This window comes from Paenibacillus sp. OV219 (assembly GCF_900110075.1).
In the GTDB taxonomy this organism is placed as follows: domain Bacteria; phylum Bacillota; class Bacilli; order Paenibacillales; family Paenibacillaceae; genus Paenibacillus_Z.
In genome coordinates, this window is sequence record NZ_FOCJ01000001.1 from 1,121,185 (window position 1) to 1,143,747 (window position 22,563).

19 protein-coding genes and 1 riboswitch are annotated in these 22,563 nt (G+C 51.8%); of the genes, 15 read left to right on the plus strand and 4 right to left on the minus strand.

Going from position 1 to position 22,563, the window contains the following annotated elements:
- Positions 1-6: 6 nt before the first annotated feature.
- On the minus strand, positions 7-1,353 hold the full coding sequence (locus BMY11_RS05030; protein ID WP_090573335.1) for an APC family permease: 1,347 nt from the start codon (positions 1,351-1,353) through the stop codon (positions 7-9).
- 155 nt (positions 1,354-1,508) lie between these two features.
- Here BMY11_RS05030 and BMY11_RS05035 point away from each other — a divergent pair, with 155 nt between their 5' ends.
- The 3 genes from BMY11_RS05035 (at position 1,509) to BMY11_RS05045 (ending at position 4,422) form a co-directional block, all read left to right on the plus strand.
- A complete protein-coding gene (locus tag BMY11_RS05035) occupies positions 1,509-1,745 on the plus strand; it encodes a cold-inducible protein YdjO-related protein (protein WP_256217300.1) in 237 nt (78 codons plus the stop codon).
- Positions 1,746-2,004: 259 nt separating this feature from the next.
- Positions 2,005-2,193, plus strand: coding sequence for a hypothetical protein (locus BMY11_RS05040; RefSeq protein ID WP_090573336.1), 189 nt, complete (start codon positions 2,005-2,007; stop codon positions 2,191-2,193).
- A gap of 195 nt (positions 2,194-2,388) precedes the next feature.
- The gene (locus tag BMY11_RS05045) at positions 2,389-4,422 is read left to right on the plus strand and encodes a DUF5107 domain-containing protein (RefSeq protein ID WP_090573337.1); all 2,034 of its coding nucleotides are present in this window, start codon (positions 2,389-2,391) and stop codon (positions 4,420-4,422) included.
- A gap of 208 nt (positions 4,423-4,630) precedes the next feature.
- Here BMY11_RS05045 and BMY11_RS05050 read toward each other — a convergent pair whose 3' ends face one another.
- Positions 4,631-5,548 carry a DNA-3-methyladenine glycosylase family protein gene (locus BMY11_RS05050; protein WP_256217301.1) on the minus strand — a complete coding sequence of 306 codons (918 nt, stop codon included), beginning with the start codon at positions 5,546-5,548 and terminating at the stop codon, positions 4,631-4,633.
- Between the two features lie 147 nt (positions 5,549-5,695).
- On the opposite strand from BMY11_RS05050, the gene BMY11_RS05055 reads away from it, so the two are divergent.
- The 3 genes from BMY11_RS05055 to BMY11_RS05065 are packed head-to-tail and all read left to right on the plus strand — an operon-like array spanning position 5,696 to position 7,131.
- Positions 5,696-6,235 carry a bifunctional transcriptional activator/DNA repair enzyme AdaA gene (locus tag BMY11_RS05055; protein WP_090573338.1) on the plus strand — a complete coding sequence of 180 codons (540 nt, stop codon included), beginning with the start codon at positions 5,696-5,698 and terminating at the stop codon, positions 6,233-6,235.
- Positions 6,236-6,280: 45 nt separating this feature from the next.
- The gene (locus BMY11_RS05060) at positions 6,281-6,793 is read left to right on the plus strand and encodes a methylated-DNA--[protein]-cysteine S-methyltransferase (protein WP_090573339.1); all 513 of its coding nucleotides are present in this window, start codon (positions 6,281-6,283) and stop codon (positions 6,791-6,793) included.
- Between the two features lie 41 nt (positions 6,794-6,834).
- Complete coding sequence (locus BMY11_RS05065) at positions 6,835-7,131, plus strand: DUF6509 family protein (protein WP_090573340.1); 297 nt, start codon at positions 6,835-6,837, stop codon at positions 7,129-7,131.
- 93 nt (positions 7,132-7,224) lie between these two features.
- On the opposite strand, the gene BMY11_RS05070 is transcribed toward BMY11_RS05065, so the two are convergent.
- Positions 7,225-8,028: an IucA/IucC family C-terminal-domain containing protein gene (locus BMY11_RS05070; RefSeq protein ID WP_177182497.1), complete on the minus strand. Its 804-nt coding sequence runs from the start codon at positions 8,026-8,028 to the stop codon at positions 7,225-7,227.
- Positions 8,029-8,230: 202 nt separating this feature from the next.
- Between BMY11_RS05070 and BMY11_RS05075 the strand changes: the two genes are divergently transcribed.
- From BMY11_RS05075 to BMY11_RS05105, 7 genes are all read left to right on the plus strand, one after another.
- Positions 8,231-9,109, plus strand: coding sequence for a radical SAM/SPASM domain-containing protein (locus tag BMY11_RS05075; RefSeq protein ID WP_090573547.1), 879 nt, complete (start codon positions 8,231-8,233; stop codon positions 9,107-9,109).
- A gap of 25 nt (positions 9,110-9,134) precedes the next feature.
- Positions 9,135-11,069 carry an LTA synthase family protein gene (locus BMY11_RS05080; RefSeq protein WP_090573342.1) on the plus strand — a complete coding sequence of 645 codons (1,935 nt, stop codon included), beginning with the start codon at positions 9,135-9,137 and terminating at the stop codon, positions 11,067-11,069.
- A gap of 209 nt (positions 11,070-11,278) precedes the next feature.
- Positions 11,279-11,392: riboswitch (guanidine-I (ykkC/yxkD leader) on the plus strand.
- A 54-nt stretch (positions 11,393-11,446) separates the two neighbouring features.
- Positions 11,447-12,169, plus strand: a complete 723-nt coding sequence (locus BMY11_RS05085; protein WP_090573343.1) for an urea amidolyase associated protein UAAP1 — start codon at positions 11,447-11,449, stop codon at positions 12,167-12,169.
- Positions 12,170-12,211: 42 nt separating this feature from the next.
- A complete protein-coding gene (locus BMY11_RS05090; RefSeq protein ID WP_090573344.1) occupies positions 12,212-12,868 on the plus strand; it encodes an urea amidolyase associated protein UAAP2 in 657 nt (218 codons plus the stop codon).
- Positions 12,869-12,917: 49 nt separating this feature from the next.
- A complete protein-coding gene (gene uca / locus BMY11_RS05095; RefSeq protein WP_090573345.1) occupies positions 12,918-16,565 on the plus strand; it encodes an urea carboxylase in 3,648 nt (1,215 codons plus the stop codon).
- Positions 16,562-18,427: an allophanate hydrolase gene (gene atzF, locus BMY11_RS05100; protein WP_090573346.1), complete on the plus strand. Its 1,866-nt coding sequence runs from the start codon at positions 16,562-16,564 to the stop codon at positions 18,425-18,427. Before uca ends, atzF begins: the two co-directional genes overlap by 4 nt.
- Before the next feature lie 143 nt (positions 18,428-18,570).
- Positions 18,571-19,170 carry a hypothetical protein gene (locus tag BMY11_RS05105; protein WP_090573347.1) on the plus strand — a complete coding sequence of 200 codons (600 nt, stop codon included), beginning with the start codon at positions 18,571-18,573 and terminating at the stop codon, positions 19,168-19,170.
- A gap of 14 nt (positions 19,171-19,184) precedes the next feature.
- Here BMY11_RS05105 and BMY11_RS05110 read toward each other — a convergent pair whose 3' ends face one another.
- Positions 19,185-19,805 carry a biotin transporter BioY gene (locus tag BMY11_RS05110; RefSeq protein ID WP_090573348.1) on the minus strand — a complete coding sequence of 207 codons (621 nt, stop codon included), beginning with the start codon at positions 19,803-19,805 and terminating at the stop codon, positions 19,185-19,187.
- A 101-nt stretch (positions 19,806-19,906) separates the two neighbouring features.
- Between BMY11_RS05110 and BMY11_RS05115 the strand changes: the two genes are divergently transcribed.
- On the plus strand, positions 19,907-20,752 hold the full coding sequence (locus BMY11_RS05115) for an energy-coupling factor ABC transporter ATP-binding protein (protein ID WP_177182498.1): 846 nt from the start codon (positions 19,907-19,909) through the stop codon (positions 20,750-20,752).
- The gene (locus BMY11_RS05120) at positions 20,749-22,515 is read left to right on the plus strand and encodes an ATP-binding cassette domain-containing protein (protein ID WP_177182499.1); all 1,767 of its coding nucleotides are present in this window, start codon (positions 20,749-20,751) and stop codon (positions 22,513-22,515) included. The genes BMY11_RS05115 and BMY11_RS05120 overlap by 4 nt, the downstream gene beginning before the upstream one ends.
- Positions 22,516-22,563 lie beyond the last annotated feature (48 nt).

Here is a 22,563-nt window from a genome sequence, read left to right on the forward strand (position 1 = left end):
CGCCCTCTAGAGGGCGCTCTTTGATCTTTCAAGCCGTATCTTGCTGCGCAAGATCATTGATTTGAAGGTATTGCCTTGCGTCCGGTATGCATGATAGATAATGCCGAAGAGCAGCCAACCGAAGCCCATAAGCAGTGCGTCCTTACTAAGCAGAGCGAAGAGCCATAAGATAATAATCGCGCCAATGCCGGGGATAATCAGAAACTTTATCGTTTCGACTGTCGATCTTTGTCGTAATTTGATATAATAGTGCCCTATGACTGCTAAATTTACAAAGAAGAAAGCGGTAAGTGCTCCAAAATTAACGAATTTGACAGCTGCATCGAGTGAGATCACGAGGGCGAGCAGAGATACCATGCCGACAATTAAAATATTCACGATCGGCGTATTCAGCTTGGGATGTACATAAGAGAAACAGCGGCTTGGCAGAATAGATTCCCGGCCCATCACATACATCAATCTCGATACACTGGAGACGGAAGAGATTCCTTGCGTAAAGATGGCGAATAAGAGCACAATGATGAAGACTGATCCAAGCGCTGCTCCGCCGACCTTTTGCACAATTTCAAGACCTGCTGCATCAAGATTTACGAATGCGATTGCTTTGGGTAATGCAAGCTGAGTCAAATAGGATGGCGTGATATATAATACGCTCGCAACACCAATAATAATGCCGATCGCTCTTGGGATGTTCTTGTGTGCATCCTTCGTTTCTTCCGTCATCGTCGTGATGGAATCGAAGCCGAGGAATGAGAAACAGATGATGGAGGCGCCTGTCAGTATCGTGGTGATGGGGACTTGTGTTTGCAGAAGCGGCTCTAAAGCTGTTGTATGCATCGAAAAGTTTCGGATTAGCAGTATACAAAACAGCGCAATGAAGCACATTTGAAGAAGGACGAACAGCTTGGATAGATTCGCTGAGAAAGTTGCGCCTTTAATGTTGACGGCAGTCATGAGCAAATTGAGCCCGATCATCCACATATAAGCGGGAATGGCCGGGAATTGTGCATGCATGTAGATGCCGAACGTAAGGCACGCGATAATTGGCGAGAAGAGATAATCCAGCAGCAGCGCCCAACCGACAAGAAACCCGAGATAGGGGTGAATCGCTTTCTTCACGTAAGAATAAGCAGAGCCGGAAGTCGAATGAGCTCTCGCCATCATGCTGTAGCTGTAAGCTGTGAACATAATGGCAATGAATGCGAAGAGATAGGCTTGTGTCAGCATGCCTCCCGCAGCTTCGTACGCGATGCCGTAGATGGAGAAGTAAATCATTGGAGTCATCCAGGCGAGGCCTAGAAAAACAATGTGGTGAAGGGATAAATTTTGTTGAAGCTTCGCTTGTTCTTTCATAGGCAGCATTCCTTTGCATGTACTCTCGGCCTGTTCTAGTTAGCTATTCTGTCATCAACATGTGAATTAAACTTACATGTTAGATAATATAACACGATTGGCCAGATGGTCAATCGAAATAATTTGTGCATCATGAAGAGCATGGGATGGAAAGGATGAACTACAAGTTGTCAATCACCGAAGAAGAGAAACCGAAGCTAATTGCGACAAAGATTTGGAAATGTAAAAATGCGGAGTGTAAAGCGTGGGTAAGAGAGGAATTTGCGAATGAGGGCGAGCAAGCTTGTCCGATCTGTAAAGGTCCAATGCATCGCAGCATGAGACACTTGCCTGCCGTTCAAAATAAAATTAAAAAGCCGCCGCGTAAGCCGAAATCCGAGTTTGATATTTAGTTTATTGGGAACGAGAAAAGCCGCCATTTGGCGGCTTTTCTCTGTATCGTGCACTTGTTGACGTTTCACGAATTCGCTGCAGAAGAGCGGCGTTCATTTCTCGAACTATGTAAACTTATTTAAGGAGCAGGAGATCGGACGTTACTTTTCGAATATCGTTATATACACCGTGACAGCCTACATCGGAATTATCCTCGTAGCCGCTCCAGCCGCTTACATATTGGGGCGCGCTAGCTTTAGGGGGCGAGGGCTTGCGAGCATGATGTTTATGTCCTCGCTGGCAATTCCGAGCATCCTCATCTCGATCCCGTTATTCTCCAGCTTCGTCGAACTGAAGCTCACCGGCTCCATCCTGACACTAATACTGATCTATATTTGTACGTACGAATGTGCCGTTCGCAGTCTTCTTCTTAACGGGCTTCTTCTCGTCGGTCCCAAGAGAATTTGAGGAGTCTGCAGCCATTGATGGATGCGGCCTAATTCGCGCGTTCGCAAATACAGGCAACTATGGAGGCAGCATTTACGCAGTGTGTATGATCATTTTCCTTCCAAGCTTTATCGTCTATTTGTTCGTATCGAAGCAGATCATTGCTGGTTTGACCGTCGGAGCTGAAAAAGCATAAGCAGGAGAGGAAGGTGAAGCATGAAAGTAACGACTTCCACTTTAACGATTGAAGGTGCAAGGCTCGAAGGGGAAAATCCGTTGCCGATATTCCGAAGCAGTCAGCGGCATCGCGTCGTCACCGACAATGGCAGCTTGACGCCGGAATTGAAGCTTCATATGGGCGAGAACACAGGGGAGAGGTATTTGCCATACCGCATTCAGGACCGGTATTCGCGGAAGCGCGATGCGATGGAGCTGAAGACGATCGTACTGGAGAACGACATACTAAGAGCGGTATTCCTGCCTGAGTATGGCGGGAGGCTCTATTCGTTGCAAGAGAAGTCGACAGGCAGAGAGCTTTTGTACAAGAATCCGGTGTTTCAGCCGGCGAATCTGGCGATTCTGAACGCGTGGTTCTCGGGAGGGATTGAATGGAACATTGGGCAAGTGGGACATACGTTCACGACATGTTCGCCTCTCCATGCGGCGAAGCTTAGCGACGATGAGGGCAATGAGTTTCTGCGGATGTATGAGTATGAACGGTGCAAAGGCTTGTTCTGGCATATCGACTTCCATCTTCCGCCGGGAGTGGGGCAGCTCGGCGTCTATGTGCGGATTGTGAACGATCAGACAGCTGCGGTTCCGATGTACTGGTGGACGAACATTGCGGTCGAAGAATCGGAGAAGTCGCGCGTGTTCTCGGGAACAGGTGATGTCATCTACATAGATCCTGAGCAGCGAGGCTATGGTGCGGATCGACTGCCGTATTTGCCTGCGGTGCCGAATGCCGATGTGTCGTATCCGATGGCGTTCCCGTACGCGAGCGAATATTTCTTCCAGACGCCAGTAAGCGAACGATCGCCATGGGAAGCAGTTGCTTACGGGGATGGACGAATGTTCTTCGAGCGTTCAACTTCTGTGCTGCGCTATCGGAAAATGTTCTGTTGGGGCGCTCACATTGGCGGCAGACGTTGGTGTGACTTCCTCGCAAAGCCGGGCGAAGGTCATTATATCGAGGTGCAGGCGGGTCTTGCACCGACGCAGCTGCACGGCATTGAGATGCCTGCTGATTCGGTATGGGAGTTTACCCAGCTAATTGGCGGTCTGGGCGATGCTGACTTGGATCGCGTTTATCAGGAAGATTGGGAGCAAGCCCGTCAATACGTAGAGTCGCGGATTGATGAAGTGCTCAGCGAAGATGACGTATATGTCACGCATGCGAAGCATCGGTCGCTCGCGGATAAAGCTCCTGAAGCACTGCTGCATATCGGATCGGGATGGGGAGCTTTAGAACGGCTGCGCAGAGAGAGTGAGGACGGTCGCTCGATCCCGCAAGGCTTTACTTTTGCGGATGAGAGTTTGGGTGCACAGCAGCAGCTGTGGATGGCGCTGCTCCGGGAAGGTGAGCTGCCTGCTCATGATGTAAATGAAGTTCCTTCATCTTGGATGGTTCAAGAGGAATGGATGGACAGGCTTAGCGCCAGTATTCAGCAATCGCTTGGCGCGGGTCAGACATGGACTGCCTATTTGCATTACGGTGTGATGCTCTATGAGAGAGGGCGGGAGGCTGAGGCAATAGACGCATGGGCAGCTTCGCTTCGATTGGCTCCTTCAGCTTGGGCTTATAGAAATTTAGCTGTAGTGAAGCGTCAGCAGGGGGAGTATGAGCAGGCGCTAAGTTATTATGAGCAAGCTTATGCCGTATCCGGTTCGTTTCCGGATCGAGCTTTTGTGGAGGAATACCTGGGACTTCTTATTCAGCATCGAGCGTTCGAACGAGCTTGGAGCATCTATGAGTCGCTCCCGCAGGCGTACTATGATAGCGACCGCATCCAAATCATTGTCGGTGCTGCCGCGTTGGAGCTCGGGCATGATGCGTTTATGGAGAAGCTGTTTATGTCGGAGTTCGCAGTCATCCGGGAAGGGGAGACGCTGATCATTCAGCTCTGGTATGCGTATAACGCGAAGAAGCTGGCGATGCAGCAAGGTGTGGAGCTGACGCAGGAACGCATCGAAGAGGCGAAGCTGTTGTTTCCTCCGCCTGCGGCAATTGATTTTCGTACGATCGGCTGATGTGGGCGAGAGAAAGGAAACTTATAAAGGCGATACAGCAGCATTCTGCTGTGTCGCCTTTATAAGTTAACTGATTTGCTTCCGTTAGGCTGGCAGGCTGTGGGTTTTCGTTGAGTTGTTAATGCCTGGCGAGTGGAACCAGTGATAGTGGCTGACGCGTTTGAACGAACTCACCTACAACGCGGTTTGCCTTTGGTCCACGCAGCTCTTAATACAGCAATCGCCACAAGTAGAACGTTGCATATGCTTTCCAGTCGCCCCAGCCGGCGGATAGTTCTTTGATCTCTGCGATGGATGGTTTATCAGCTCTATCGAGCAGCAGCTTGAGCGCATTATGAAGTCCAACATCCGCGATAGGAAACGCCGCGGGCACGCGAAGGCAGCGCATGAGCACATAGTTGGCGGTCCACGGACCAATTCCGCGGATGCTCGTCAGTGCTTTTTCAATCTTCGCCAAATCACCTAGCGCCAATAGCTGCTCTTTGGACAACCGCCCCTCGACCATTTCCTTGGCAGTGCCAATTAAGTATTCGGCTTTGCGCGTCGTTAGCTGCATGGGTGTTAAGTCCTCTAAACTAAGGCGCGCGATGGTATCAGGTGTAGGGAAAGTGAAGTAACGTTTGCCTTCATAGTCCTGATAGGCGCCGTATTCTTCTACGAACCGCCGCTTGAGCGTGTAGGCGAATGGCAAGTTGATTTGCTGTCCCATAATGCCCCAGCACATCGCTTCGAACAGATCGTCGATGCCAACAAGACGCAAGCCATAGAATCTACTTGCACACTCCCGAAGCAGATCATCCTGCTCAGCCAACTCAAAGAAGGGTGCAAGATCTCGATCCAAGTCAAACCAATCTCGCACATAGGCTGCGGCTTCAGTGCGAATGTCTTCCGTGAGGTCGCTGTCATCAGCTGCTCTAGAAGGGAATTCGAGGTTTATGCCGCCGTCCACAAGTGATGACAGACGAATCAGAACGGGGCCGGATGAAGTGGTAATCAGTCTTGTTACCATTCGGTCCTCCACAAGAAACATGCACTCCTTGTCGGAGCGACTTAAATAGTCAACCGTGCGGTCATAGCTGAACGCGGACGGCGGTTTAATTTGAATGGAATAATCTCCGATCGTCAAATGAAGCACCTCCTAGCCAAATGCGGCTGTGTATAGAGAGTATCATACTTTTGAAGTAGGAGGCTTTTCTATTCTTGCTGTTTCATCTGGTGCTACTTACATGCAGGTAGGTACAGCGGGTATACTTGGCTAAGAGGTGAAGCGAAAATGATGACCGATGAGCGCTGGAATGCGATCGTCAATTGTGATGCCGCCTATGACGGTCAATTCTATTATGGAGTCACGACGACGGGCATCTTCTGCCGGCCATCGTGCAAATCTAGATCGCCGCTCCCAGGGCATGTGCGGCTGTTTGAATCAGCGGCGGACGCGCTGGCTGACCGCTTCCGGCCATGCAAACGATGTAAGCCTGACGGCATGCGTCTGCCTGATGAAGAGTGGGCGGCTGCGATCAAAGAAGTGATCGAAGCTCGCTATCAGGAGCCGCTTACGCTGCCAGTCCTGGCAGAGCTAATGCATGTGAGTCCTTATCACATGCACCGGACGTTCAAGCGGATGACAGGCGAATCGCCGGCCGCACGGCTAAGTCGGACGCGGATCACAGCCGCGAAGCAGCTACTTCGCACATCGGCGCTGCCGGTCCGGGAGATTGCAGCGCAAGTCGGATTTCCGAACGCCGCGCACTTCGCGACGGTGTTTCAGAAGGCAGAAGGCTGCTCGCCGACTGCGTACAGACAGCAGCAATAATGCTCTCACGCTCTCACGCGACGTTTTAGATAAATTAAGGGATAGGTGATTACATTGAGCAGCATTTATTGGACGATATTTCACCATGATACTTGGCGGCTCTACGTGGCTGCAACAGATGAAGGGCTTTGTTATGTCGGTACGCCGAATGCGCCTTTCGCTGAGCTAAGCGAATGGGTGCAGAAGCGATTTCCTGGACACCAACCCGAGCAGAACGATACAGTTATGACTCCTTATTGCGAGGAGCTCCGACAGTATCTAAGTGGTCAGCTTCAGCAGTTCGAACAGCCCTTACACCTGATCGGAACGCCGTTCCAAATGTCAGTATGGCAAGCGCTGCAGCATATCCCGCACGGGCGTACGTGCTCGTACTCGGATGTCGCCACGGAGCTCGGCAAAGAGAAGGCGGTTCGTGCCGTAGGTACAGCAATTGGCGCGAATCCGGTGCTCTTCGTCGTTCCATGTCACCGTGTTGTAGGCAAGGATGGCTCATTAACAGGCTATCGCGGAGGCATGGACGTGAAGGAAATGCTACTAAAGCTGGAAGGCGTGCTATAATAGAGTGATACCAGAGGCGTTTGCAGCGAAAGGATGACAGTATGTTTACGATTACAGAGTTTGAGGTTAATAAAATTAAAGACCCGTTCGGCATCGTTATTGGCGATCGGTATGAGTTCCGACTGGATCTTGACATTGAAGAGGATGACGAGCTTTATACTGAGAGCGGCGTCTATGTCAGAGTTATCTTCCGTGTAGATGGCGAGGAGTCCAGCGTTGTGAAGTATGAGCTTCACGAGCGGGGCAGCGGCAACTATCTAGACTTTGATCTGGAGGAAGAGGAAGAGCAGTTCATTGAAAGCTTCTGTAAAGAGAATTTCTCCAAGTGGAATCAATAAACTAGAACAGCAAGACGAAGGCGAGATAGCCTGACCACAGCCATTTATAAACAAAAGGACCTTTCGCGTGAGAAGCGAAAGGTCCTTTGTTTGTTATGATGCGCTAGTGATCTTCAATCTGCGTTCCTCACGTTGTTCATCCGTCAGCTTCGGACAGTTGTAGCACTTGTCACCGTTCTCGCGGCAGTAGAACATGCAGCAGCCAGAACGAATGATTATCTTGCTGCCTTGCTGGTAAGGACTATCAATATAGCGCGGCTTATGCTCGAATGGATTGCGCCGACTGCCGAATAGCTCTCCGCTCAGCTGTTCTGTCAGCACGGATTGATATTGTCGGAACCGCGCAAGTGCCTCATCGTCAGATTCCTTATTCGTTAAGGAGCTAGAGAAGCTGATCATTAGACTTCCGGCTTGATTCCAAATGATCCCTGGCTTGACGTTTCCAGCAGCGGCAATGCCTTGAACAGCAGGAGTAATTGTATGCTCGAACAGCTTCGTAAGGGCTTCACGAACGAATGAATCGCGCGACTCCAGGTCTGCAGGGAGCGAGGTGGTGATAACTTCGCGGATTCGGAAACCGAAGCCTGCATACTCGCCAAGATCGTTGATTTGCAGCTCGAGATTTTCAAGAGACAAGTCGAGCGCAACGCCGTTTCTCGCCATAATGACCATCATTCCAGCGCATAAGCGAAAGAGCGTAGTTCCAATCAGCGAGGCTGCAAGCTCGTAGCCAAGCGATTTATAGATGCGTCCGGTAAACAGTAAAGCTTCACGTGCGGTATCAGGTCTGAGCATGTCAGCAGCTGGCATAACGAATGATGGCGATGAAGAGCCTTCTGGCGACAGCTGTATGTAGAAAGACTCCAGTGCTTTGAAATCGATCGAAGAATGATTCATGGACTTTCGCACACCTCTTTGATAATCGTTCTCAAGTAGCATGAATAGTAATTATAGAACGACTTCCTCGAAAGTGTCAACGCTTTCTTGGTACGTCTTCCAGTGCTCCCAAGTGGACAGTCTGAGCATGTGCCGCTTATAATGGAGGGATGTTATCGGATGGAAAGTTATTATGGAGTGTCATGAACGGGGCGTAACGCGGATGAAAAAGTTTAAGAAGTTCTATATCGAAATTACGAGCGTGTGTAATCTTGCTTGCTCTTTCTGTCCGCAGACGAAGCGGCAGGCTAATTTTATAAAGATAGACGCCTTTACGAAGATACTCGATGAAATTCGGCCTCATACCGAATTCATCTACTTTCACTTGAAGGGCGAGCCGCTCCTGCATCCGAAGATCGACGAGCTGCTGGATCTGAGTCACGAGCGCGGGTTTAAGGTTAATATTACGTCGAACGGCACGTTGCTTCATAAGGCTAAGCATAAAATTCTCGGTAAGCCAGCGCTTCGGCAGATGAATTTCTCGCTGCACAGCTTTGATGGACATGAGGGCTCGGTAGATAAAGAAGGCTATGTCGGGAGCGTGCTTTCTTTTGCCAAAGAGGCGGTTGCGACATCCAATATGCTCGTCTCCCTTAGGTTATGGAATTTGACTGAGGATAATACGACGAACATGGAACGCAGCCGTAATCAGGTCATTCTCGATCAGATTGAGCGCGAGTTTAACCTCGATTATAAGATCATGGATCAGTTTAAACGAGGCAGTGGCGTCAAGATCGCCGATCGTATCTACGTGAATCATGATCATGAGTTTAAGTGGCCGGATTTGAAGGAGAAGGAAGACGAAGGAGTAGGCTTCTGTCACGGACTTCGCAATCAAGCAGGCATTCTTGTAGACGGAACGGTGGTACCTTGCTGCCTTGACGGTGAAGGTGTTATTAATCTTGGCAATATTCACGAGAAGCCGTTCGGCGAGATCATTGAAGGGGAGCGGGCGAACAAGCTTTATGACGGTTTTTCGCGCAGAGAAGTGGTCGAAGAGCTGTGCCGCAAGTGTGGATATCGCCAACGCTTCAGTATGTAACGGAAAGAAGGTAAGACGAACAATTATGAGTTATTTACCGCTCGGGAACAGGCGGGAGCTGCTCGCTCTTAACCAGAGCAACAAAGGGCGAATTCCGCTGTTTTATGTTGCGATCGTTGTTTTTGTCCTGAAAATGGCGCTGCTGCGTCATTTTCTATTTAGCGGCATTGAATGGAGCCGCATTGCTGCAGACCTATCGGCTGTACTCGTCATTTTGTCTCTGGTAGAACTTATTACGCCTGCGCGGCTGAAGAAGTACGCATATGGCGGCGTGAATGTAATCTACTCGCTGCTGTTGTTCTCGTCAGCAGTTTATTTCGAGCATTTTGGCTCGGTGCCGACGTATACGGCGCTGTACGAGCTGCACCAAGTGACGAAGATTAAATCAAGCGTCGAGTCGACCATTCAGTACAGTCACTATCTCTTCTTCACTGACATTGCACTCGCGGTTGTCATCTGGGTTGTCACTATCATTCTGCGTTCGCGCGGAAGACGTGACAGTGGCCGTAAAGCTTCAGCTGCGACGACAGCGCCGATGTATCGAGTAGTGCTAACGGTGCTCTTTATTGTCAGCGTCGCGCTATCCGCTCGTTTCATTCAGCTTGGTATGCCAATTCAGAACGAGCTGGTTGAAGCGGAGCAAGAAGGCTTCTTGAATTATCAAGTTTCTGCTGTCATCAAGGCTGAGCGGGATGAAAGTATCGCGTCGGAAGGGAATACGGCTGATATTGTAAAAGAGGTGAACGACCTCCAAGCGACCTATCCGTACAAGGACAAGCCTCAGAATGGCACTCCAGCCTATTTCGGGGCGGCTAAGGAGAAGAACGTCATCATCATTCAGATGGAGGCGTTCCAGAACTTTCCGATCCATCTAAAGCTTGGCGGTAAAGAAGTAACGCCTGTGCTTAATAAGCTGGCTGGCGAAAGCTTGTATTTCCCACATGTATTCCAGCAGATTGGGCAAGGTAACACATCTGATGCTGAGTTTATGTCGAATACGTCGATCTACCCAACGGCGAAGATCGCAATGTCGACCGGATATGGCGATCGAATCATTCCGAGTCTGCCGAGATTGCTGCAGCAATTCGGTTATAATGCGAACACATTCCACGTTAATGACGTGACGTTCTGGGACCGCAATAAGCTCTACGCGGCGCTGAACTTCGATCATTACTATGATAAGCCGAGTTATACGAATGATCATTTCAACAGCTTTGGCGCGTCGGATGAAGAGCTCTATCGTGTAGCGACGGAGAAGCTGACGGCTGATAAGCAGCCGTTCTACGGGCAACTCATAACGGTATCCAGTCACTTCCCGTTCGATGTGCCGGTGGATCGAGTGAAGATGACGCTCCCGGATGAACTCAAGGGAACGCAGCTTGGCAGCTATCTGCTTGCTGTCAACTATACCGATTATGCTATTGGTACGCTCATTGACCGACTGAAGGCGGACGGGCTGTGGGACGATACGGTGCTCGTATTGTACGGCGATCATTTCGGCCTACAGCCGAATGACAATGATCCTGAGCAGGTGAGCAAATCACTTGGCGTCAAGTATGATCCGAAGGTTAGCCGGTTCAACATTCCGCTCATCATTCACTTGCCAGGAGCGACAGATGGCAAAGTGGTGGAGCAGGTTGGCGGCCAGCTCGACATTATGCCGACAGTAGCGAATTTGCTCGGTATCTCGCTAACGCAGGAGAAGTTCACGGCGTTTGGGCATGACCTGATGAACATTGACCACAACGTATTCGGAATGCGCTATTACTTGCCGACAGGCTCGTTCTTTAATAATGATATTCTGTTCGTGCCGGGCCAAGGCTTCGATGACGGCACCGCTATTAATATTAAGACGTTAGAGCCGGTAACCGATCTAGCGCCGTACCGCAAGGATTACGACTACATCATGAAGCTGATGACGTTATCGGATCGATATGTGAAGTCACTACCTAAACGGTAAAAGGATATAGATACGTCGATAAAAGCCTCTCTCGCTAGCTTGCGGGAGAGGCTTTTAGCATAGCATGAGAACATCCTAACGAACGTTAATGTAATATTACCTAACATAAGTGTTGACACTTTTCTGTTGCTCCCCCTATAATACGAATCAATAGCAGGTTTTAACAATTGCATATCGGTTCTCATGTCAGGTATTAGCCCATCGAGAATGACAAAGCTATCTAGGGTTCCGTTGATGAGTGATTGCGTTCATCAAGCTGGTCCGAGAGATAGTGTACGGCGCGCGAACGCTGTATAACACGGAAGGACAAAAGCCTGGGAGAACATCTCCTTGGCTTTTTTGTTTATATAACCATTCATTCGTAGGGGGTCATTAGGATGACAACGGTATGGAGCAAGACGATGAATCCAGGGGACAAATGGTCCGGCACGATCAGCAAAGGACGGTTACTTCGGTTTACGTCACTGCAAGACGACGCCAATCTGGCGATGATGTTATTTAACGCAAACGACTTGGCGGAGCGCTACAATATGCCGGATACGCTCAAAGCACAATACACGGCGCACCTGACTCGCGGCCATGTGTTGATGAGCGACAACGGTCGCGCACTTGCGAGCATTGTAGAGGATGAGCTCGGTTGGCATGACACGATTAGTGGTCTGACGACTCGGGCCAGTACGGATACCAAATATGGTACAACGAATTATCAGCAGCTTCGCAATGAATGGCTGCACAGCGGCTACGAGAATATGGTCGTGGAGCTTATCCGCAGCGGGCTTGCAGTTCGTGACCTTGGGCCTGTCATTAACCTGTTCTCTAGAGTGTACTGCGATGAGGAAGGCAGAATGATCTATGACGCCGGCCATTGCAAGGAAGGCGCTACAGTTACACTTCGCACCGACATGGATGTACTCATTGTCCTATCGAATACGCCGAATCCGCTTAATCCGACGACGAGCTATCCTATCGCATCCGTTCAGCTCGAAGTGTTAGAAGCTCCGACACTCGACCCGGCAACGGATTACTGCTACAACTTCCGCGGTGAGAACCGCAGGGCGTTCGAGAATACTGCGGAATATTATCTGCTCGCAGGTCGCTAGTAACTTAAAACCCGCCGCCATTATTCGAAGGAGGAATATGAGATGACCGCATTTGTGAGATATGAGAGTAAGCTGCAGGCTGAGACAGCTATTATAGATGAGATTGTACCGGCAGGGGATGGCTGGATGAAAGAATTGCTGCCAGGTCAGGTGATCCGCATTATGGATCTGGAGGGTAACCAAGCAGCAGATACGTTGTTCTTCGATGCAGATAATCCGGACGATCATTACAGTGCAGTTGCGACTATCGCCGGTCAAGGCAATATCTACTTGACAACAGGCTCTGCGTTGCGAGCGGAATCCGGCAAGGAGCTGCTCAGAATTGTTGCCGATACATGCGGGAGACACGATACGGTTGGCGGCTCTTGCTCAGCGCAGAGCAATACGGTTCGCTATTCGCATGATAAGCTGCACATGCACAATTGCCGTGATACGTTCATGCTTCAGCTTGCCAAACATGACGGAGGCTACAATTATACGAAGCGCGATCTTGCGCCGAACATAAATTTCTTCATGAATGTGCCGGTCACACCGGAAGGTGGACTACGCTTCGCAGATGGTGTATCCGCGCCAGGCTGCTATGTCGAGCTAGAGTCGCTTTGCCGTTCGATGGTGCTAATCAGCAACTGTCCGCAGCTCAACAATCCGTGCAACGCTTATAACCCAACCCCGATTCGGGTACTGGTGTGGAATCCATAGATTATTTGCCCTATAAGTCCATAGAGAAGAGAATCCGGGAGGGAACCTTATGTTTACGAAAGTTCTAATCGCGAATCGCGGCGCAATCGCCGTTCGAATTGAACGTACACTCCGCAAGCTAGGCATTCAATCGGTCGCTGTGTATACAATCGCCGACCAAGACAGCCAACATGTCGACGGAGCAGATGAAGCCGTATGCATTGGTGCAGGGGCGGCGAAGGAAAGCTACCTCGATATGGATCGTATTCTGCAAACGGCGATTGATACAGGAGCACAGGCGATCCACCCTGGATACGGCTTCCTAAGCGAAAATGCTTCCTTCGCACGCGCTTGCCGGGAGCGCGGTATCGTGTTCATCGGACCTACGCCTGAGCAGATGGAGATGTTCGGCCTCAAGCATTCCGCACGTGAAATTGCAGAGCGCGCCGGTGTGCCGATGCTGCCTGGAACTGCGCTTATTACAGATCTGGATGAGGCGATTGCTGAGGCGGAAATCATTGGCTATCCGGTCATTCTGAAGAGCACTGCTGGTGGCGGCGGAATCGGGATGCGGGTATGCAATGACGGGGATGCGCTTCGCGCGGCGTTCGATGGTGTGCGCCACTTGGCGGAGACGAACTTCAAGAACGGCGGTATTTTTCTGGAGAAATATATTGCGCGGGCACGTCATGTCGAGGTGCAAATCTTCGGCAACCGTTTCGGAGAAGTTGCTGCACTAGGCGAGCGCGACTGCTCCATTCAGCGGCGCAATCAGAAGGTCATCGAAGAGAGTCCTGCACCGAACTTATCCGAGGAAGTGCGGCAAGCGATGTTTGCTTCAGCGAAGCGGCTGGCATCTGAGGTTGGTTACCGCAGTGCGGGAACCGTCGAGTATCTGTATGATCCCGAGGAGTGCAAGTTCTACTTCCTTGAAGTAAATACGCGTCTTCAAGTGGAGCATGGCGTGACGGAAGAAGTGCTCGGCGTGGATCTCGTGGAATGGATGGTTCGCGAAGCGGCAGATGAGCTTACTTCTATTGAATCGCTTGTGCAGCCGGCGAAGGGACATAGCATTCAAGCGCGGATCTATGCAGAGGATTGCTTGCAGAACTTCCGACCGAGCGCTGGGAAAGTAGACAAAGCAAGGTTCACCGAGCATGCTCGCATCGAAACATGGATTCGTGATGGTATTACGGTGACGACACTGTACGACCCAATGCTGGCGAAGATTATCGTTCATGGGGAGAACCGATTGGATGCAATCGGTAAGCTCATTCAAGCGCTCGATGACACCCGGCTTTATGGGATTACGACGAATTTGCAATATGTGAAGGCGCTGCTTGGAGAAGAGGAATGCTTGAGCGGTCATGTATATACACAGTTACTGAATGGCTTCGAGCCAGCCGAGCATGCGATTGAAGTTGTTGACGGAGGCGTACAGACGACGGTTCAGGATTTCCCTGGCCGGATCGGACACTGGGACGTCGGCGTACCGCCTTGCGGTCCGATGGACCCGTTATCGTTCCGCATCGGCAACAAGCTGCTTGGCAACGCGGATGATGCTTCTGGGCTTGAACTCACACTGCGCGGTGGCTCGTATCGGTTCCGGGATGACATGTGGATCTGCCTAACCGGCGCAGATATGGAAGCGATGCTGGATGAAGCGAAGGCTCCATTGTATCATCCGATCTTTGTTCGAAAAGGTCAACTGCTTAGCTACGGCGAAGCGAATAGCGGCATGCGCAGCTACTTGCTCATTGGCGGCGGCCTCGATATGCCACAGACACTCGGCAGCTCAGCGACATTCACACTAGGCGGCTTCGGCGGGCACGGCGGTCGCGCGCTGCGTGCCGGTGACGTGCTTGGCGTGAACCGGAGCGGCAGCAATCCGCGGTCCGATATCCAGCTGCATGAGCTGGACCGCCCGTCAATGACCCGCTCATGGACGATCGGCGTCATTCCTGGTCCTCACTGCACGGGTGAGTATTTGAAGCCTACTTATCTGAGGGAACTGGCGAATACACGCTATGAAGTGCATTTTAACAGCTCCCGTACCGGTGTTCGCCTTATCGGTCCAGCACCACATTGGGCTCGCGAAGATGGCGGTCAAGCGGGACTACATCCGTCCAACATTCACGATAACGCGTATGCGGTCGGAACGCTGGATCTGACCGGAGACATGCCGATTCTGCTCGGCCCTGACGGCCCAAGCTTAGGCGGCTTCGTCTGCCCGGTAACGACAGCATCCGCTGAGTTCTGGAAGCTCGGCCAATTGAAGCCTGGAGACAGTGTTCGCTTCCAGCTGCTGACGCTTGCGGAAGCGGATCAGCTGCGCAAGCAACAAGAGAGTAATCTCGAAGCGATTGGTCTCGCACAGTGGCATCGGCTAGTAACGGTAACACTGCCACAGCCGGAGCGTGAGCCAGAGCCTTCGTATCCGCTAATTGCTCAAGAGACGGAGAATCGCCGCTTCCCGATAACGGTTCGCTGCAGCGGTGATGAGAATATCCTCGTGGAATATGGCGAGATGGAGCTTGACCTACTGCTGCGGTTTCAAGTGCATGCGCTCATGCAGGCAATCGAAGCGAGTGGTACGATTCCTGTTCTTGATTTGACGCCAGGCATTCGTTCTCTGCAAGTTCATATTGATCCTAAGCAGACAAACGTGCTTGAAGCGTGCGAACGTATTCTCGAGCTCGACAGCAGCTTGCCGGATCTTTCTTCTATCACGGTACCATCGCGGATCGTGCGGCTGCCGCTCTCATGGGATGACCCAGCGACGCAGCTCGCCATTGATCGCTATCAGAAGAATGTCCGTCCCGACGCGCCATGGTGCCCGAGCAACCTCGAGTTCATCCGCCGCATTAACGGGCTGGATAGTATTGACGAGGTGCAGAGTATCGTGTACGACGCGAACTACCTCGTACTTGGACTTGGTGATGTTTATCTAGGCGCGCCGGTAGCAACGCCGGTTGATCCTCGTCATCGTCTTGTGACGACGAAATATAATCCGGCTCGGACTTGGACGCCTGAGAATGCTGTAGGCATAGGCGGCGCTTATATGTGTATCTATGGTATGGAAGGCCCGGGCGGCTATCAATTCGTTGGACGTACCATTCAAATGTGGAACCATCTTAACCGCGAGTCGGCAAGCTTCGAGACAGGCAAGCCGTGGCTGCTTCGCTTCTTCGATCAAATCCAGTTCTATCCGGTCAGTGCGGATGTGCTTCTGCAATTGAGAGAGGATTTTACGCGTGGACGGTTTGAAGCGGATATTACCGAAACGACGTTCCGTTTAGGCGATTATCTTGCATTCTTGAACTCAATCGAGGAAAGTGCTGAAGCGTTCCGCGAAGTACAGCAAGCAGCTTTCACAGCTGAACGCGAGAGCTGGAAGTCGCAAGGCTTGGCGGAGTATGTCTCCGAATCGGCTGATCTGGGTAAAGAATCTGCCGAAGATGAACTGCCTGAAGGGACGATTGCTGTACGCTGCACGATGCCAGGCAGTGTGTGGAAGGTGCTCGTAGAGCCAGGCCAAGAAGTGAAGAAAGGCGAAACGCTCATTATTGAGGAAAGCATGAAGATGGAGTTCTCGCAGACAGCTCCTTGTGACGGCATTGTCGCTTCCATCTTCGTGAAGCCAGGTGATGAGGTGCACGCAGGACAACTAATTGTTGGTCTTGTGAAAGAAACGGCAAGAGAGGTGACGCCAGTATGACAGGAACTGTGAAATGGCCAGAACAATTGACGATGGACTGGCTGCGAGAACAATACGCCGCGAAGCGAATCACGCCGGCTGAAGTAGTGGCAGAAGTAATTCGACGATCGTCACGAGACGAAGCGATGAATATATGGATAACACCGCCTTCTGCGGAGCTCATTCAGCCTTATCTGGATCAGCTCTCTCGCGTGGATGCAGCAAGCTCACTGCTGTGGGGTATACCCTTCGCCATTAAAGATAATATCGACCTGGCCGGTGTGCCTACGACTGCTGGCTGCGAGACGTTCGCCTATACACCGGATTCGAGCGCTGCCGTCGTTCAGCGGCTTATCGACGCAGGAGCAATTCCAATCGGCAAAACAAATCTCGACCAGTTCGCCACTGGGCTCGTCGGGACGCGCAGCCCGTATGGAGAGACGCATAATGCGCTCCGCGAGGAGCTCATTAGCGGCGGTTCCAGCTCCGGCTCCGCAGTTGCAGTTGCTCGTGGGCAAGCGGTATTCTCGCTTGGCACGGACACGGCGGGTTCCGGCCGTGTACCAGCTGCGCTGAACGGCTTGGTCGGTTACAAGCCGAGTCTTGGCGCTTGGCCGACCAAAGGGGTCGTGCCGGCTTGCGCGAGCTTGGACTGTGTGACTGTATTCACACACAGCTTGAATGATGCGCTAGCAGTTGACCTAATCGCACGCGGCCCAGAGGCAACGGATCCTTGGTCGCGGAATATTCCGCAGCCGCTGACGGGTCAGTTGCCCTCCAAACTGTGCGTGCCGATTGAAGCGCCTGCGTTCTATGGGCCGTTCGCACCCGCCTATCGCGAAGCATGGGAACTGGCGCTGGATCGTGTAAGCGAACTTGGAATAGCGCTTGTCGAGATCGAGCTAGATCTGTTCAATGAAGCGGCGTCGATTCTATACGGCGGTCCGTGGGTTGCGGAGCGATGGGCAGATCTCGGAGCTTTCGTTGAAGCGAATCCGAGCGATGTATTCCCGGTAACGGAGCAAGTGCTGCGCACTGGTGCGTCGCCTGTTTATACAGCAGCATCTGTGTTCCAAGCGGCTCACCGGCTGCAAGCTTTGAGGCTAGCTGCACATCGTCTGCTTGAAGATGCCGTGCTTGTCCTGCCAACTTGCGGAGGCACATGGTCGCGCGATGAAGTGCGCGACAATCCGATTGCGACGAACAGCGATATGGGACGGTACACGAACCATTGCAATTTGCTCGATCTGTGCGCGGTTGCTCTCCAAGCGGGAGAGGCGGATGCAGATTTGCCTTTCGGCATAACGATGTTCGCAACGGCAGTGAATGAGACGCTGCTGTGCAGCACGGCGAAGCGGTTTGTTGAAACGGAAGCATCCGCTGAGACGTCGACAGAAGCGGGAGACAGTATTGCTGTTTCTGAAGCCGTTCCCAATGCAATTTCTGAAGCCGTTCCCGATGCAATTGGCGGAACGCGGCAAGTTACCGTTTCCTCAAACACCGAGACGATGCATGTCGCGGTATGCGGTCTGCATATGCGGGGCTTCCCGCTAGAGAAGCAAATGCAAGCGTGCGGCGCTGTATTCGTGCGTGAGACCGAGAGTGCGCCGAAATATAAGCTCGTCAAGCTGCCGACGACACCTGCGAAGCCAGGTATGATTAAGCAGGAGCAGGGCGGATCAGCGATTACGCTTGAAGTGTGGGAGATGCCGATAGCCTCGTTCGGAGCTTTCGTCGCAGGAATACCTGCGCCGCTTGGTATTGGCAAGGTCGAGCTTGCCGATGGGACGGAAGTGTCGGGTTTCATCTGTGAGGCTTACATTGCCGGTCAATCCGAAGATATTACTGCTGCCGGCTCTTGGCGTAATTTTGTACATCAATAGCTAAACGTGTTCACAAGCCGATTAACGGCATTCGTGAATTCGCAGGCACGCAAGCCGTTTCCCGTTCAGTCATGGCGGGGGCGGCTTGTTCTCGTTTGGAGCAATCGGCGCTATAATAAGGGGATCAGGAAGGAGAGTGCCTTTTGATTCGCAAATGGCTGATTTCTATTATAGTGCTCATTCTACTCCTTGCAGGCGCTGGCGCACTCGCAATCTGGTACGTGAAACCAGAGGAAGACTTGAACTTAAACTACGACCCGGTTCCGATCGTGGACCGAGCACTTACGATGATACGTCATCTGGATACGGAATTCGTGCTCTCCGAAGCAGATATCAATAACATTGGCAAAGCGACTATCCGCTTGCATCCCGATTACAGCCCAGACATTCGAATAACCGGGGCGAGATTTGAACTGCAGGAGGATAAGCTTGTTGCACATGTGAATGTGATGTATAAGAAGCGGATTCCGGCAGGACTTGTCATCACGTATGGACTACGATGGAGCGAGCCCAATGTCGTTGCTGTTGTCGAAGAGGCGAAGCTGAAGGGGATCACGCTGAAGAAGAGTGATTTTGACAATATGGAAATTCCGCTTAGCAGTGAGCTGCCGAAGCTGGTACATATACAGAAGTTGGATGTACAGGGGAAAAGCGTGGTCATTACTATCCGCAAGCCGACGCTGCGGGAGCTGCGAAACCTTCTTTCGCAAGAGCTGAAAAAGCAGGTCGGCTGGACGGATTAGTGTTCAAGCGATGGCTAGCGGAGTTTAGGCATGAGCGGGCGCAGCGTTCGGATGAGGAACGTCGCTGCAATGGCTTTGACCATATCACCGAATAGGAATGGATAACAACCGGACACCATTGCTTTCTGGAAAGAATAGTTCGCTTTATAGGCAAGCCATGGCACGCCTCCAATGTAAGCGAGGACAACGCTGAATAAGACAAGGCTGATGAATAGCAGGATGATTTGATTGCGGGACAAGGATTTGGTACGCGCGAACAAACGGTCGCTGGCAAGTCCGATCAACAGTGCGGATATTGGGAACATCCATATGTAGCCGCCGGTGAAGCCGAAGATCGTTGACAGTCCTCCACTGCCGTGCAGAAGAGGCAAGCCTGCGGCCGTTAACAAGACGACGATTGCGATGCTCCAGAAACCGTATCGCGCACCGAGCAGACCGCCTGCGAGCATGATGGCGAAGGTCTGGAGCGTAATTGGTACGGAAGTGAAGCCGAGTGGGATGCTTACATAACCGAAGGCGATGAAGAGTGCTGCGAACAATGCGGTAAACACAATGCCGCGAATCCAGTATGTAGTCTCGGATTGGTTGCTAGCCGATATCGGAGTATGGCCTGCAGTAGCTTTAGATGATTCCATTGTCATTTCTCCTCTCTAATGTTAACCTTGTTATCTAGTTGTGGTTAACAATTAAAATGTATCACGTGAATTCGATTTTGGGAAGAGGGAGTTTTGTGATCTTGCAGGCACCAGTTGATAGCTTGGTTCTAACAGACGTTAATATTGAACGTATTCTTGAATCTGGCGAGGTTTCTCCTCGTCTAGATCATATTGATTTCTCCATTGCACCGAGCGAGTGGGTGAATATAGTTGGGACGAATGGAAGCGGAAAGTCGACTTTGGCTAGGCTGCTTGCCGGGTTAACAATTGACGGCGTTCATGGATCATGGAATCGAGGTTTTGCTGGCAACCGGCCTATGCCCTATGTCATGCAGTCCCCGGATTCTCAGCTGTTTGCCGAAACGCCAAGGCAAGAAGTTCGCTTCGCGCTTGAGTGGCAGGGCATTGAAGCGGATGAGATTATACAGCGTACGGAGCTTGTTCTGGAGCATACAGGACTGCTCGCGATTGCCGATGTTCCGTGGAATCGCTTATCTGGCGGGCAGCGTCAGCTTGCTGCTGTTGCGGCTGCAACCGCTGCGAGCGCACCGCTCATCGTCTTCGATGAAGCGACTTCCATGCTTGACGACCAATCTTGCGCAGAGGTCATGCGCCTCGCAAGTGCGCTTCACTTGCAAGGAACAGCAGTCGTGTGGGTGACGCAGCGGCTGCAGGAGCTAGGAGGCGGCTCGCGGGTTGTCGCGATGAGAGAGGGACACATCGTGTTCGATGGATTAGGGAGGCATTTTCTATATGGCGCTCATGAAGAAGCGCTTCATCTGAATCCCTTCACTCCCTGCCAAGCTTGTGGACTGCGGCTGCCTTATTTGCCAGCGTTAGCGCTTGAGCTTGGGCGGCAAGGAAAGCTTGCAAGGCCATATCCCGAAACAGCGGCGGAATGGGAGCAGGTGCTTGCGCGGCTATGAACATTATGAACATTGCTAATTGGAACCGAGCTGATCTCACGATACAAGGATTGAAATTCACCCGTGCTGGGGTACATATAGAAAGTGAACGATCAAACGGAGATTCGCAGTCTTCGGAACCGATTGTTCTATCGCAAGGAGAGATTACGGTACTCCTTGGCGCTAACGGTGTCGGCAAAACGAGGCTGATGGAGATCATCGCAGGTTTGCAGGGACCAAGCGGTTTAGCCATACGTTACGGCGATACGGAATTATGGACCGATTCACCACGAACTTCGATCCTCTCGCGAATTACTCGCCGTGTAAGATTGAAACGCAACCCGCAAGCGCTGCATGCATATAGTTATTCCTGCCAGTCGCCTGAAGAACAGCTCTTCGCGCGGTCGGTCAAGGACGAGTTGCACTATACGCTGCGGCCTTACTGCTTACGCGAATCCGAGCAGCGGGAACGAATCGCAATTGCACTCGCTGCTGTCGGCTGGGACGAGTCCTGGCTTGCGCGCGACCCGTATTTCATGAGCGGCGGTGAACGAAGAAGAACCGCGCTTGCCTGTCTATTCGCTCCTCCTGCCAACTGGCTGCTGCTTGATGAACCGACCGCAGGACTTGATGCCGACGGTCAGGAGCAGCTCCGCAAACAGCTCACGCTCTTCGCGGCAGCAGGGCAAGGCGTGCTGCTGATCTCGCATGAGAGCGACTGGGCGCTACAGCTGGCAAGCCGAATCATGCTTATGAAACTGGACGGAAGCGCAGTGCTCTGCACGAGAGATACGCTGCTTGCAAATCCTGAATTGCTGCTCGAAGCCGGAATGGACGTGCCGGACTGGCTGCGGATCGCGCACCAGCTGCACCGAATGGGCATTCCAAGTGAAGCCGTTTGGCGTGCATCTGAGCTTGCAGGCGCTCTCCCGCAGCTGCAAGCTCAGTCGCTGGCTTCCGGCAGCGTGGCTGCTACGAATCGGGAAGCCACTACCGTTGCCTCGCAAACAGGGCAAACAAGCAGAACGCCTTTTCAAGCTCATATCACAGCAGATAAGTCGTCACCACTAACCAAGTTTGATCCGCGCTCGGTATGGCTGACTTATATCCTGATGTCCGCGGCAATTCTAACACAATCGACCTGGCTCGGTGTCGGTGTGATGAGCATCCTTACTGTTATTTGTATCTATGCAGGTCGTATCCCGCTAAGGCGTTGGAGAAACGCGATTATCGCACTTGCTGTCTTCACACTTACACTGTCTATTTTCGCTGGTGTAGGTCCGAATGGACATGGTGATTATTTTAGCGGAAGCAACTTCCTGCAATCGTTGCAGTCGCTCGTTCGACCGTTTATTGCCATGCTGCTCGGTCTAGGTCTGCCGCTAGCCGTCACGCCGCTGCGTCTGCGCAGGTCGCTCGAACAATTGCTTGGCATTTGGGGAAAGGTACCGCTATGGGGGACCAAAATGATTCTAACCGTCACGCTCCTCTTGAGATTTATACCGGTTCTGTTATCTGAATGGGAGCGGTTCGGCCGTGTCACATTGGCGCGAGGCAAGCAGACTCGTCGATCCGGGCGCAGTGCGATCCGTCAGCTGCGGGAAACAGCCGTTCCGTTCATGCTCGCGTTATTTCGCCTCGGGGAACAGGTTTCGGATGCGCTCGAAAGCCGCGGTGTCGGTAAGAAGCGTCAGCCGACCTTGCTGGTAACTGAGAAATGGAAGCTGCGAGATACACTGCTTGCGGTTTGCGGACTTGTTATTCTGCTCTTTATCCGATTGTAGAAAATAGGATTTTGCCTCAGAATCAGCTATGATAGAGGTACCCTCGAT